Here is a 12,986-nt window from a genome sequence, read left to right on the forward strand (position 1 = left end):
TTAGGGCGACGATTATAGCGATTGGCGGGGTTCTGTAAACCCCTGATATCTGACTATTTTTGCGTGGGCCTATGCGGGCTCTATACGTAGCGTTCCCAGGCACTCTGGGGCTCAAGCGCGAGGAGGCTTTGAATCACCGGCGGATAGCCGATGATTCAGTACAGACAGCCCCCACTCGGCCGATAGCCTGCTCAGCCGCTCATACCGCTTCAGACTAAGGAAAGATCAGTCATGAAACCTGGAAATATTCCCTTGCTGGCGCTGCTGTCGTTGCTCGGCGCCTGTAGTGTCAAGCCGGTACAGCCCTATTCGGAGCCGCCCCTGGGCGTGCCGACGGCGCAGTTGCGCGTGATCACCAATGGCGAGGTGCGCGGTGAGGCCTATGCCGGTTGCCTGGGTGACAGTAAGCGTTTGGCCAAGGCCGGGCGTTTCGGCCGCGATCATCAGGCGAGCATCAACTATCCGCAGTTCCCGGTGCAGCCGAGGCAGATCGATATGCTGCCGCGTTTTGCGCCAAAGTTGCCGGCTTATGTGGGGGCGATTCGCATGGCGGAGGGGGCCTATTCGGAGGTGGTGACCGAGTATCGGGTGCCCGCTGGCAGGCCGTTCCTGCTGGAGAGTGCTGGTCTGGCTGCAGGCAGTTATGGCAGTACCTATCGCACCTGTCCGCCGGCGCAGAAGGTGGTGCTGTTCGAGCCAGGCAAGAGTTACGAGGTCTATGTGGGTCTGAATTACATTCCGGTGGCGGGTGGTGAGGTGCAGGCGATGTGTGCGTTCGCGGTGTATCAGTTGTTGCCATTGAGCAGGCCGGGGGCAACGCTGCCAATGGCGCTGGAATCCAGGCCTCCAGCGGATCGGCATTGCCCCGGCAGTTGAGTCGTTTGGAGAGCCCCGGCCTGTCCATCGCAGGTCCGGGGATTTTTTATCAAGCCTCCCAGCTGGTGTCGCTCAGCGCTTGCTGCACCAGCGGATGCAGGTCCGCCCCTTGCTGCTCGGTCTGCCAGGCCAGCAGCTCCTTGCGCATGGCCGGGGTCCAGAACATTTGCATGTGGTTGCGCACGCTGAGCACCGCCTGTACCTGATCCGGTTCGTTGACGAAGTACGCGGCGATCTGGTTGGCCATCTTGATCAGGTTGGCGGTACTCATCGGCGCGCCTCCGTTTTGCTGCTCCGGGTGCGTCGGCGTTCATCCAGCAGGCGATGCTGTTCATCGCTGAACGCCTGGTAACGCTTCTGCCATTCGGAAGGGTGATAGACGCGGCTGACTTCCACCGCCGTGACCTTGTACTCCGGACAGTTGGTGGCCCAGTCGGAGTTGTCGGTGGTGATCACGTTGGCCCCCGATTCGGGGAAGTGGAAGGTGGTGTAGACCACCCCCGGCGCCACCCGTTCGGTAACCCGGGCGCGCAGTACGGTCTGCCCGGCGCGGCTGCCGATGCCGACCCAATCGCCTTCGTTGATGCCCCGGCTCTCGGCGTCGGTGGGGTGGATTTCCAGGCGGTCTTCGGCGTGCCAGGCGACGTTGTCGGTGCGCCGGGTCTGGGCGCCAACGTTGTACTGGCTGAGGATCCGGCCGGTGGTCAGCAGCAGCGGGTAGCGGCTGTTGACCTTCTCGTCGGTGGGCACGTAGCCGGTGAGCATGAAACGGCCCTTGCCGCGCACGAACTCGTCGATGTGCATGGTCGGCGTGCCATCCGGCGCGGCGTCGTTGCACGGCCATTGCAGGCTGCCGTGGCGGTCCAGGCTGGCGTAGCTGACGCCGGTGAAGGTTGGGGTCAGGCGGGCGATTTCATCCATGATTTCCGAAGGATGGTTGTAATGCATCGGGTAGCCCAGGGCCGCCGCCAGAGCCAGGGTGCCTTCCCAGTCGGCCTTGCCGCCCAGGGGTTCCATGACCTTGCGCACCCGTGAGATACGCCGCTCGGCGTTGGTGAAGGTGCCGTCCTTTTCCAGGAACGAGCTGCCCGGCAGGAACACGTGGGCGAACTTGGCGGTTTCGTTGAGGAAGATGTCCTGCACCACCACGCATTCCATGGCCGACAGGGCTGCGGTCACGTGCTGGGTGTTGGGGTCGCTCTGGGCGATGTCTTCGCCCTGGCAGTACAGGCCCTTGAAGCTCCCCCCCAGGGCCGCTTCGAACATGTTGGGAATGCGTAGGCCGGGGTCGGCTTGCAGGGTGACGTTCCAGGCCAGTTCGAACTCCTGGCGCACCGCCTGGTTGGAGATGTGCCGATAGCCCGGCAGTTCGTGGGGGAAGGAGCCCATGTCGCAGGAACCCTGGACGTTGTTCTGCCCCCGCAGCGGGTTCACCCCGACCCCTTCGCGGCCGATGTTGCCGGTGGCCATGGCCAGGTTGGCGATGCCCATCACCGCGGTGCTGCCCTGGCTGTGTTCGGTAACCCCCAGGCCGTAGTAGATCGCCGCGTTGCCGCCGGTGGCGTACAAGTGCGCGGCGGCGCGGATGTCGGCGGCGGGCACGCCGCAGATGGCGCTGAGCACTTCCGGTGAGTTGTCGGCGCGGCTGACGAAGGCGCTCCATTGAGCGAAGGCCTCGGGCTCGCAGCGGGCGTCGACGAAATCCTGATTGACCAGCCCTTCGGTGACGATTACATGGGCCAGGGCATTGAGCATGGCCACGTTGGTGCCGGGGCGCAGGGCCAGGTGCAGTTCGGCGCGGGCATGCACGGCGTCTACCAGATCGATGCGTCGTGGGTCGATGACGATCAGCTTGGCTCCTTCACGCAGGCGCCGTTTGAGCTGGGAGCCGAACACCGGGTGGGCGTCGCTGGGGTTGGCGCCCATCACCAGGATCACGTCGGCCTGCATCACCGAGTCGAAGCTCTGGGTGCCGGCGGATTCCCCCAGGGTCTGCTTGAGGCCGTAGCCGGTGGGCGAGTGGCAGACCCGTGCGCAGGTGTCGACGTTGTTGTTGCCGAAGGCCGCTCGCACCAGTTTCTGCACCAGGTAGGTTTCTTCATTGGTGCAGCGGCTGGAGGTGATGCCGCCGATGGAGTCGCGGCCGTACTTGAACTGGATACGCCGCATCTCGCTGGCGGCGTAGGTCACCGCCTCGTCCCAGCTGACTTCCTGCCACGGGTCGTTGATGTGCTTGCGGATCATCGGCTTGGTGATGCGGTCCGGGTGGGTGGCGTAGCCCCAGGCGAAGCGGCCCTTGACGCAGGAGTGACCGTGGTTGGCCTGGCCGTTCTTGTCCGGGACCATGCGCACCAGTTGCTCGCCTTTCATCTCGGCGCGGAACGAGCAGCCGACCCCGCAGTAGGCGCAGGTAGTGATCACCGCCCGTTCCGGCTGGCCCATTTCCACCACGCTTTTTTCCATCAGGGTCGCCGTCGGGCAGGCCTGCACGCAGGCGCCGCAGGACACGCATTCAGACTCCAGGAAGTTGTCGCCACCGGCCGCTGCTACGCGGGACTCGAAGCCGCGGCCGCTGATGGTCAGGGCGAAGGTGCCCTGGGTTTCCTCGCAGGCGCGCACGCAGCGGTTGCAGACGATGCACTTGCTGGGGTCGTAGTCGAAGTAGGGGTTGGAGGTGTCTTTCTGGTCCTGCAGGTGGTTGGCGCCGTCATAGCCGTAGCGCACTTCCCGCAGGCCCACCTGGCCGGCCACGGTCTGCAGTTCGCAGTTGCCATTGGCCGAGCAGGTCAGGCAGTCCAGCGGGTGGTCGGAGATGTACAGCTCCATCACGTTGCGTCGCAGGGTCGCCAGCTTCGGCGTTTGCGTATGCACCACCATGCCTTCGCTGACCGGGGTGGTGCAGGAGGCCGGATAGCCGCGCATGCCGTCGATCTCTACCAGGCACATGCGGCACGAGCCGAAGGCTTCCAGGCTGTCGGTGGCGCAGAGTTTGGGAATGCTGGTGCCCAGCAGGGCCGCGGCGCGCATCACCGAAGTGCCCTGGGGCACGCTGATGCTGCGCCCGTCGATGTTCAGGCTGACCTGCACCTGGCTGTCGCGGGCCGGGGTGCCGAAGTCCACGGCATTGAGGTCGATGTCTGTGGCAGGGTCGAAAATACTGATCATTGCTCGGCCTCCGAGGGCTGTAGACCGAAGTCGGCGGGAAAGTGCTTCAGGGCGCTGGCCACCGGGTAGGAGGTCATCCCGCCCAGGGCGCACAGCGAGCCGTATTGCAGGGTGTCGCACAGGTCCTTGAGGATCAGCACCTGCTCATCGCGCCCGCCTTGATCGGGTGCCGCTAGCAGGCGGTCGATGACCTCCACGCCGCGGGTCGAGCCGATGCGGCACGGGGTGCATTTGCCGCAGGATTCCTCGGCGCAGAATTGCAGGGCGAAGCGCGCCATGTGGGCCATGTCCAGGCGGTCATCGGCGACCACCACGCCACCGTGGCCGAGCATCGCGCCCATGGCGGCGAAGGCTTCGTAATCCAGCGGCGTATCGAACTGTGCTGGGGGTACCCAGGCGCCCAGCGGGCCGCCGACTTGCGCGGCCTTCAGTGGCCGGCCGCTGGCGGTGCCGCCGCCGTAGCCTTCCACCAGTTCGCGCAGGGTCAGGCCGAAGGCTCGCTCCACCAACCCGCCATGACGCACGTTGCCGGCCAGTTGGAAGGGCATGGTGCCCAGTGAGCGGCCCATTCCGTAGTCGCGGTAGAACGCTGCGCCTTTTTCCAGGATCAGCGGCACCGAGGCCAGGGTCAGCACGTTGTGCACCAGGGTCGGCTGGCCGAACAGGCCTTGCAGTGCCGGGATCGGCGGCTTGGCGCGGACGATGCCGCGCTTGCCTTCCACGGAGTCCAGCAGGGCGGTTTCCTCACCGCAGATATAGGCCCCGGCGCCGACCCGTACTTCCATGTCGAAGGCCTGGCCGCTACCGCTGGCATTGACCCCGAGATAGCCGGCGTTGCGGGCAATGTCCAGGGCCTCGCGCAGGGTCGCCACCGCCTGGGGATATTCCGAGCGCACGTAGATGTAGCCGTAGCTGGCGCCGACCGCGAGGCCGGCGATGGCCATGCCTTCGATCAGCAGGAACGGGTCGCCTTCCATCAGCATGCGGTCGGCGAAGGTGCCGGAGTCGCCTTCGTCGGCGTTGCACACCACGTACTTTTGCTGCTGCGGGGTGTCGCGCACGGTGCGCCATTTGATCCCGGCGGGGAAGGCCGCACCGCCGCGACCACGCAGGCCGGAATCGAGCACCGCGGTCACGGTCTGGTCACCGCCCAGGGCAATGGCGCGGCTCAGGCCCTCGAAGCCGCCATGGGCCCGATAGTCCGCCAGGGACAGCGGCCGGGTGATGCCGGCGCGGGCAAACAGCAGGCGTTGCTGGCTCTTCAGGTAGGGCAGGTCTTCCACCCGGCCCAGAGCCAGGGGATGGCTGGCGGGGTCACCTTTCAGGGTCTGAAGCAACGAAGGCACATCGGCGACGCTCAGCGGGCCAAAGCCCAGGCGTCCGTCCGGGGTGTCGACTTCCAAAAGCGGCTCCAGCCAGTACAGGCCACGGGAGCTGGTGCGTTGCAGTTGCAGCGGCAGTTGCTGTTGTTCGGCTTGGGCGGCGATGGCCTCGGCCACCGCGTCGGCGCCCACGGCTCGGGCCAGGGAATCACAGGGCAGATAAAGGGTTGGCATCACGCGTCCTCCCGGCAGCTGTCCAGCAGCGCGTCCAGGCGTTCGGCGCTGACCCGGGCATGCAGTTGCCCGTCCAACTCCAGGGCTGGCGAGCAGGCGCAGGCGCCCAGGCAATACACCGGCCGCAGGCTGATGGCGCCGTCGGCGCTGCTGCCGTGGTCATCCAGGTGCAGGCGCTCGCGCAATTGCGCCGCCAGTTGCTCGGAGCCCCGGCTCTGGCAGGACTCGGCACGGCACAGGCGCAGGATGTGCCGCGCTGGCGGCGCGGTACGAAAATCATGGTAGAAGCTGATCACCCCGCGCACTTCCGCCTGGCTCTGATTGAGCGCATGGGCGATCTCCGGGATGGCCAGATCAGGGATGTAGCCGAGCGCTTCCTGGATGTCATGGAGGATCGGCAACAGCGCACCCTGAGAGCCTTTGTGGCGCTCCAGCAGGGTGTGAATCAACGGCAGGTGCAGTGTTTCATCAGGCATACAGCATTCCTCACGGTCACGGACGCACCTGATGGTTGTCGGTTGTCCGAAAGTGTCGGCTGCGGCGCTGGTTGCCACGTCACGGTAGCGTGGCGGTTCAGGCCGTAGGCCATGCACCCTGAATGGGCATTTTGTTGGACCCGGCGCGGTCGTTGCCGCACCTGTTCAGGGCATAAAGGGCAGCTTGCCACGCTGCTTCTGATTGATCCGCACGAAAGCGACCTGTTCGGTTCCATGGGCGACCAACAAATGAGTCTAGAAGAGTCAGTGCAACTTGGCGGACTGCACCGCGCACTATCGGATAAAACATGCTAGGCGTGGGATGACTTCGGTCAGCTTGGTGCTCGAAAACCCCGGAACAGGGCCTTTGTTCTGGGCTGTGACAGGGCGCTTGATACGCACACGCGGCGCCGCCTTATGCTCGTTCGCTCAGATGTTTATGCACAACGAGTGGGCACCCAGGGCTTGGAATTGCTCAAGCTGTGGAGCCGTTCTCATTTTTTTGCAACTGGCTGTTTTTTCGATGATTTCTTTTGTGAACAAAAAATGACCAGTAGATGAGGGGGCTTATAGCGCTGGCTTTTTAAGGTTTACCAAGGAATCCATCAACAGACTTATCCACAGGTCGCGGCTTACTGTCGCAGGGCTTCAACGCTGCGCCAGCAGCAGCAAATTGCGCGGTGTCAGGGGGGCTGGGCAGAAGGTACCCAGTTGCACCTGATAACCCTGTTGTTGCAGAAACAATCCCCGATCCAGCACCAGCCACAATTCCAGTGGGCGGCGGAACAGGCCGCGCAGCAGTTCCAGGTTGCGCACCTGGGCCAGGCGCTGCCAGCCGGCGGTTTCCAGCGCGCTCCAGTCCTGCACGCCCAGTGGGGGTAACGCCTTCAGCGCGGCCAGATCGCGGCAATAGTCGGCGAAGGGTTTGTCCAGCCAGTGGCTGGGCAGGGAGGGCGTCGGCAGGTATTCGTCGATGTCGCGTAGTTGCCGTTGCAGCAGATCGAAGGCCAGGCGCCGGGCCATGGAGGTGTCGCGCTGGCGTCGTACCCGGGCGCCGGCGGTGACGGTTTCACTCATGGGCAGGGCCAGGTCGTTGCGCGACAGTCGCAGGCGGGATGCCTGGGCGGCACTGGACAAGCCCGGGTAATGCTCGGCGCGGGTGCGGTTGTAGCAGCAAGGGGCAATGGCCAGTTGTTGGCAGCCGCGCTGACTGGCCAGTTGGATCAGGCGCACATGCAGATCGCCGCAGGCGTGCAGGGCTACCGGGCTGTGCTCGGCCTTGAGACGCAGCGCCACGTCATCGGTCATTACGTCCTGTTGCAGGTGGGTGGCGGGCAAGCCGTGATGCTGGCTCAGCCGTTCGCCGCTGTGGACCAGTGCCGGGTCGTATTCCAGGCAGGTCAGTTGCTGCCCGGGTTGCAGCAGGCGCCTGCCGAGGTGGCCCTTGCCGGAGCACCAGTCGAGCCAGTGAGTGGTGGGGCGCAGGAACTGCAAGCCGGCGGCGAAGGCTTCGATCTGCTGCCATTTACGTCCCGGTACGTCGACCTCGAGACGCTCGCGCATGGCCGGCAATGCCTGTCCGGGCAGTTCGCCTACCCGACTCAGGGCTTCGGACTGCTGAGCCAGTTCGGCGAAGGGCGCAGGCGCCTGCAGGTGTTGCGGGTGATTGTGGGCGGCCTCGGCGTCTGCCAGGGAACGCTGGCGCAGCCACTGGGCAAGCTCGGGGTGCAGGGTTTCCCAGGGCAGGTACGGGTGGTTGAACGGACGGGGGCGCCAAAGGGCTTGATGCGCCAGCAGGAAACGCTCCAGGGCCTGGAAGCGGGTCAGTAACTCGGGGCCTTGAAGCGTCGCGGGCATGGGGGCTGCGTCCGGGGTGGGCCCGCTCCCTGGCGGGAGCGGGAAGGGTCAGCGGCCCTGGCAGGCGTCGACCCGCAGCCAGCGCTCCAGCAGCTTGAAGCCGCGCACCAGGATGTAGGCCATCAACAGGTAGAACAGACCGGCGGCGAAGAAGATCTCCACCGGCAGGTAGGTGCGGGCAATGATGGTCCGCGCCATGCCGGTCAGTTCCAGCAAGGTCACGGTACTGGCCAGGGCGCTGGCCTTGAGCATCAGGATCACTTCGTTGCTGTAGGCCGGCAGGCCGATCCGCGCGGCGCGCGGCAGGATGATGTAGAACAGCGCCTTGGGCCGCGACATGCCCAGCGCCCGCGCCGCTTCGATTTCCCCAGGCGGGATGGCTTGTATCGCGCCCCGCAGGATCTCGGCAATGTAGGCTGCGGTGTGCAGGGTCATGGTGGCGGTGGCGCACCAGAACGGGTCCCGCAGGTAAGGCCACAAGGCGCTCTCACGCACGGCGTCAAACTGCGCCAGTCCGTAGTACACCAGGAACAGCTGGACCAGCAGCGGCGTGCCGCGAAAGAAGAAAATGTAGGCGTAGGGCAGGGCGCGCACGTACCACCGCCGTGACGAGCGGGCGATGCCCAGGGGGATCGCCAGCAACAGACCGGCGATGACCGCGATCGCCACCAGCTCCAGGGTCAGGGTTGCACCCTGAGCCAGCTTCGGCAGCCATTTGATGATCACTTCCCAGTTCATTGGGCGCTCCTTGCGAAGCCGCGAGCGGCACGTTTTTCCAGGAAGTGCATGCCGGTCATGGCCAGCACGGTCAGGCCCAGGTACATAAAGGCGGCGACCATATAGAAGGTGAACGGCTGTTTGGACACGGTCACCGCAATCTGCGAATGCCGCATGATTTCTTCCAGGCCGATCACCGACACCAGCGCGGTGTCCTTCATCAGGATCATGAACAGGTTGCCCAGGCCCGGCAGGGCGATGCGCCACATCTGCGGCATGATCAGCCGGGTGAAAATCCGCCATTTCGACAGGCCCAGGGCCAGGCCGGCTTCACGATGGCCCTTGGGAATGGCCAGGATCGCGCCGCGAAACACTTCGGTTGCATAGGCGCCGAAGCACAGGCCCAGGGCAATCAGGCCGGCGGCGAAGGCGTTGAGTTCAAGGTCGGGATTACCGAAGAATTCACCCAGGGCCCGCATCAGGTTGACGGTGCCGAAGTAAATCAGCAGCACCCAGAGCAACTCGGGAACACCCCGTACCAGGGTCGAGTAAGTGCCGCCAAGCCAGCGCAGCGGCTTGTATGGGGAAGTCTTGGCCAGGGCGCCGAGCAGGCCGAGCACCAGGCCCAGGCACAGGGCCGAGAGGGCCAGCTTGACGGTCATCAGCGCGCCCGCGGCGAGCGCCGGGCCGAATCCGTAGAGGTCGATATTCATGGGGAGTTGCCAGGCTTGTGCCAGGACCGGCGCCCGGGGGCAGGGCGCCGGTCAGGCAGTCAGGATCAGTAGATGCTGAACGGGAAGTACTTGTCGTTGATTTTCTTGTAGGTGCCATCAGCGACGATTTCTTTCAGTGCGGCGTTGAGCTTCTCGCGGATCGGGTCGCCTTTGCGTACGGCAATACCGATCTTGTCGCTCTCTACCACAGGCTCGCCCTTGAACTCGTAAGGCTTGCCGGCATCGCTCTTGAGCCACTCGTAGTTGACGTACTTGTCGGCCAGGATCGCGTCGAGGCGGCCGGACGTCAGGTCCAGGTAAGCGTTTTCCTGGGTGTCGTAGAGCTTGATGGTGATGTCATCGCCCAGGTTGTCTTCCAGCCAGGTGCCGGCCAGGGTCGCGCGCTGAGCGCCGATGATCTTGCCCTTGAGCGAGGCCTTATCGGTCTTGAAGTCGGTTTTGTCTTTAGGCGCGATGAATTGCAGTTTGTTGGAGTAGTACGGGTCGGTGAAGTCCACGGCCTGCTTGCGCTCGTCGGTGATCGACAAGGAGGACACCAGGAAGTCGAACTTCTTCGCGTTCAGGGCCGGGATGATGCCGTCCCAGTCGGAGGTGACCACGGTGCATTCGACTTTCATCTTGGCGCACAGGGCGTCGCCGATGTCTTTGTCGAAGCCGACCACTTGGCCGCTGGCATCTTTGTTGTTGAACGGTGGGTAGGCAGCTTCGATGCCCATCTTCAGGGTCTCGGCGGCAGCATTGGCGCAAAAAGCCAGGCTGATGGCAGCGGCCAGGAGGATTTTCTTATAGCTCTGCATGCGTGTAGCTCCGTTAGCGGTTGCTGGACATGAATTGTTTGCAGCGTGCCGAAAGCGGGTTCTCGAAGACCTGCTGTGGCGATCCCTGCTCTTCGATCAGGCCCTGGTGAAGGAACACCACTTCACTGGAAACCTGACGGGCAAAGCTCATTTCATGAGTGACCAGCAGCATGGTACGGCCTTCTTCGGCCAGTGCGCGGATCACGTTGAGGACTTCCTGGACCATTTCTGGGTCCAGGGCCGAGGTCGGCTCGTCGAACAGGATGACTTTGGGTTGCATCGCCAGGGTGCGGGCGATGGCGGCGCGTTGCTGCTGGCCGCCGGACAGTTCGGCCGGGTAGGCGTGGCGCTTGTCGGCGATGCCGACCTTGGCCAGCAGCGCTTCGGCCACCTCGATGGCTTCGGCCTTGCTCTGGCCCAGCACCCGGCGTGGTGCCTCGATGATGTTGTCGAGCACGCTCATGTGCGGCCAGAGGTTGAAGTTCTGGAAAACGAAACCGATTTCGCTGCGCAGGCGGTTGATCTGCTTGCCGTCGGCGGCCACCAGCTCGCCGTTTTTTGCGGCCTTGAGCTTGAGCTCTTCGCCGGCCACCAGGATCTGCCCCTGGTGCGGGTTTTCCAGCAGGTTGATGCAGCGCAGGAAAGTGGACTTGCCGGAGCCGGAGGAACCCAGGATCGATATCACGTCACCGTCGCGTGCGGTCAGCGAGATACCTTTGAGCACCTCCTGAGAGCCGTAGCGTTTGTGCAAGTTGCGGATTTCAAGCGCGGGCGTGGCCTCAGCCATGTGCGGTCCTCATTGAGTTCATTGTGCTCCTGCTGTTGGCGGCCTTCCTGGCGAGGCGCCAAGCTAGCATAGGGTTCGAATCGCAGCCAACAGCGCTACCGGAGGTAAACAGACGGCGTGTGGCAGGTTGTCGCATCAGCACAGAAGACTGTCGCCCCATCAACAACCGAACGCCCGTTTGAACCCAGAATCCGCCTGAAATCCGGTAGGTGTCGCGTAAAAAAAGGCGCGATGGTGCCAGCTTTGGCCGGGTGTTGGAAGGGTTAACGGGCCAAAGGTCATGGATCTGCTTCCTAATTGTGCATCACGCACTTTGGGGGTGTGTTTCTGGTGCGCCGTTTTGTCCTACAAAGTGGGTCGCTCGGTAACGATCTGGCGAAAAGCCATTAATCTCAACGACTTGGAATCGCCGTTGGTCGGTCCGCAAGGCCACGTCATCCGGGACTTTGTAACATTTTGGCGCAAAACTTGCGTACGAAATAAAGAACGGCCTGTTGGATTCTTTTTACGAAAACCCATGCAGGCAGTGCGCAGTGACTCTTTTTTCGTTGCAAAGGTGCTTTTCATGAGCGGTACGCAACTCTCCAATGACCTCGAACAGGGGCTCAAACCACGGCATGTCACCATGCTGTCGATTGCCGGCGTTATCGGCGCGGGTCTCTTCGTCGGCTCCGGCCACGCCATCGCCGAGGCTGGTCCGGCCGTGCTCTTGGCTTACGCTGCCGCTGGCACCCTGGTGGTGCTGGTGATGCGCATGCTGGCGGAAATGGCCGTCGCCTCACCGGATACCGGGTCGTTTTCGACCTATGCCGATCGGGCCATCGGTCACTGGGCCGGCTTCACCATTGGCTGGCTGTACTGGTGGTTCTGGGTACTGGTGATTCCGCTGGAAGCCAACGCTGCCGCGACCATCTTGCATGCCTGGTTCCCCGATGTGGCGATCTGGGTCTTTACCCTGGTGATCACCTTGCTGTTGACCGCCACCAACCTGTTCAGCGTGAAGAACTACGGCGAGTTCGAGTTCTGGTTCGCCCTGATCAAGGTGGTGGCCATCATTGGCTTCGTGATCCTCGGTCTGGCGGCGATCTGCGGCTTGTTACCCAATAGCCAGGTCAGCGGCGTCTCGCATCTGGTGGACACTCAGGGCTTCATGCCCAACGGCATGGGCGCGGTACTGGCGGCCATGTTGACCACCATGTTCTCTTTCATGGGCACCGAGATCGTCACCATCGCGGCGGCGGAATCGAAGAACCCGGGCCAGCAGATCTCCAAGGCCACTAACTCGGTGATCTGGCGGATCGGCCTGTTCTACCTGGTGTCGATTTTCATCGTCGTGGCCCTGGTGCCGTGGAACGACCCTGGCCTGGCCCAGGTGGGCTCCTACCAGACCGTGCTCGATCGCATGGGCATCCCTAACGCCAAGCTGATTGTCGATCTGGTGGTGTTGGTGGCCGTGACCAGTTGCCTGAACTCGGCGCTCTACACCGCCTCGCGCATGCTCTTCTCCCTGGGCAAGCGTGGCGATGCTCCGGCTGTTGCCAAGCGCACCAATGCCAGCGGCACGCCTTACTGGGCGGTGATCCTGTCCACTGCGGCGGCTTTCCTTGCGGTGTTCGCCAACTATGTCGCACCGGCTGCGGTGTTCGAGTTCCTGCTGGCCAGTTCCGGTGCCATCGCCTTGCTGGTGTACCTGGTGATTGCCGTGTCGCAACTGCGCATGCGCCAGAAACGCATGGCCGCTGGCGAGAAAATCGCCTTCCGCATGTGGTTGTTCCCGGGGCTGACCTACGCGGTGATTGTGTTCATCGTCGCGGTGCTGAGCATCATGCTGTTCCAGGAAGCCCATCGGGTGGAGATCCTTGCCACTGGCCTGCTGAGTGTCATCGTCATTGTTGCCGGCCTGTTGGTGGCCCGTCGGCGCAAGGCCGAGCGCAATGGTGCCCTGGCGCTGAGTTGACGGTTTGCTCCACTGCTTGTGAAAAAGGCCGCGCTCAGAGATGACCGCGGCCTTTTTCATGTTC

11 protein-coding genes are annotated in these 12,986 nt (G+C 63.6%); 2 read left to right on the forward strand and 9 right to left on the reverse strand.

Annotation, left to right across the window (positions count from 1 at the left end; all coding sequences use genetic code 11):
- Window positions 1-231 precede the first annotated feature (231 nt).
- Entirely contained in the window at window positions 232-876 is a 645-nt protein-coding gene (locus PLD_RS16865; protein WP_159894649.1) for an amidase, read from the forward strand.
- A gap of 49 nt (window positions 877-925) precedes the next feature.
- Here PLD_RS16865 and PLD_RS16870 read toward each other — a convergent pair whose 3' ends face one another.
- From PLD_RS16870 to PLD_RS16910, 9 genes are all read right to left on the reverse strand, one after another.
- Window positions 926-1,147 carry a formate dehydrogenase subunit delta gene (locus tag PLD_RS16870; protein ID WP_159894652.1) on the reverse strand — a complete coding sequence of 74 codons (222 nt, stop codon included), beginning with the start codon at window positions 1,145-1,147 and terminating at the stop codon, window positions 926-928.
- Window positions 1,144-4,041, reverse strand: a complete 2,898-nt coding sequence (fdhF, locus tag PLD_RS16875) for a formate dehydrogenase subunit alpha (protein ID WP_159894655.1) — start codon at window positions 4,039-4,041, stop codon at window positions 1,144-1,146. Before fdhF ends, PLD_RS16870 begins: the two co-directional genes overlap by 4 nt.
- Window positions 4,038-5,597, reverse strand: coding sequence for an NADH-ubiquinone oxidoreductase-F iron-sulfur binding region domain-containing protein (locus PLD_RS16880; protein ID WP_159894658.1), 1,560 nt, complete (start codon window positions 5,595-5,597; stop codon window positions 4,038-4,040). Before PLD_RS16880 ends, fdhF begins: the two co-directional genes overlap by 4 nt.
- A complete protein-coding gene (locus tag PLD_RS16885; protein ID WP_159894660.1) occupies window positions 5,597-6,073 on the reverse strand; it encodes a formate dehydrogenase subunit gamma in 477 nt (158 codons plus the stop codon). The genes PLD_RS16880 and PLD_RS16885 overlap by 1 nt, the downstream gene beginning before the upstream one ends.
- A 648-nt stretch (window positions 6,074-6,721) precedes the next feature.
- The gene (locus PLD_RS16890) at window positions 6,722-7,930 is read right to left on the reverse strand and encodes a methyltransferase (RefSeq protein WP_159894662.1); all 1,209 of its coding nucleotides are present in this window, start codon (window positions 7,928-7,930) and stop codon (window positions 6,722-6,724) included.
- Window positions 7,931-7,978: 48 nt separating this feature from the next.
- A complete protein-coding gene (locus PLD_RS16895; protein ID WP_159894664.1) occupies window positions 7,979-8,668 on the reverse strand; it encodes an ABC transporter permease in 690 nt (229 codons plus the stop codon).
- Window positions 8,665-9,360 carry an ABC transporter permease gene (locus PLD_RS16900; RefSeq protein WP_159894666.1) on the reverse strand — a complete coding sequence of 232 codons (696 nt, stop codon included), beginning with the start codon at window positions 9,358-9,360 and terminating at the stop codon, window positions 8,665-8,667. The genes PLD_RS16895 and PLD_RS16900 overlap by 4 nt, the downstream gene beginning before the upstream one ends.
- Before the next feature lie 65 nt (window positions 9,361-9,425).
- Window positions 9,426-10,178 carry an ABC transporter substrate-binding protein gene (locus PLD_RS16905; protein ID WP_159894669.1) on the reverse strand — a complete coding sequence of 251 codons (753 nt, stop codon included), beginning with the start codon at window positions 10,176-10,178 and terminating at the stop codon, window positions 9,426-9,428.
- Between the two features lie 13 nt (window positions 10,179-10,191).
- On the reverse strand, window positions 10,192-10,965 hold the full coding sequence (locus PLD_RS16910; protein WP_159894671.1) for an ABC transporter ATP-binding protein: 774 nt from the start codon (window positions 10,963-10,965) through the stop codon (window positions 10,192-10,194).
- Between the two features lie 565 nt (window positions 10,966-11,530).
- Here PLD_RS16910 and gabP point away from each other — a divergent pair.
- Window positions 11,531-12,922, forward strand: a complete 1,392-nt coding sequence (gene gabP / locus PLD_RS16915; RefSeq protein ID WP_159894673.1) for a GABA permease — start codon at window positions 11,531-11,533, stop codon at window positions 12,920-12,922.
- Window positions 12,923-12,986 lie beyond the last annotated feature (64 nt).

The sequence above is a fragment of the Pseudomonas sp. LD120 genome (assembly GCF_009861525.1).
Taxonomy (GTDB): Bacteria; Pseudomonadota; Gammaproteobacteria; order Pseudomonadales; family Pseudomonadaceae; genus Aquipseudomonas.

Bases quoted from the DNA above. Each gene is read 5' to 3' on its own strand.
- PLD_RS16885 (WP_159894660.1), bottom strand. From the start codon at position 6,073: ATGCCTGATGAAACACTGCACCTGCCGTTGATTCACACCCTGCTGGAG.
- PLD_RS16865 (WP_159894649.1), top strand. From the start codon at position 232: ATGAAACCTGGAAATATTCCCTTGCTGGCGCTGCTGTCGTTGCTCGGC.
- fdhF (WP_159894655.1), bottom strand. From the start codon at position 4,041: ATGATCAGTATTTTCGACCCTGCCACAGACATCGACCTCAATGCCGTG.
- PLD_RS16880 (WP_159894658.1), bottom strand. From the start codon at position 5,597: ATGCCAACCCTTTATCTGCCCTGTGATTCCCTGGCCCGAGCCGTGGGC.
- PLD_RS16870 (WP_159894652.1), bottom strand. From the start codon at position 1,147: ATGAGTACCGCCAACCTGATCAAGATGGCCAACCAGATCGCCGCGTAC.
- PLD_RS16895 (WP_159894664.1), bottom strand. From the start codon at position 8,668: ATGAACTGGGAAGTGATCATCAAATGGCTGCCGAAGCTGGCTCAGGGT.
- PLD_RS16900 (WP_159894666.1), bottom strand. From the start codon at position 9,360: ATGAATATCGACCTCTACGGATTCGGCCCGGCGCTCGCCGCGGGCGCG.
- PLD_RS16910 (WP_159894671.1), bottom strand. From the start codon at position 10,965: ATGGCTGAGGCCACGCCCGCGCTTGAAATCCGCAACTTGCACAAACGC.
- PLD_RS16905 (WP_159894669.1), bottom strand. From the start codon at position 10,178: ATGCAGAGCTATAAGAAAATCCTCCTGGCCGCTGCCATCAGCCTGGCT.
- PLD_RS16890 (WP_159894662.1), bottom strand. From the start codon at position 7,930: ATGCCCGCGACGCTTCAAGGCCCCGAGTTACTGACCCGCTTCCAGGCC.
- gabP (WP_159894673.1), top strand. From the start codon at position 11,531: ATGAGCGGTACGCAACTCTCCAATGACCTCGAACAGGGGCTCAAACCA.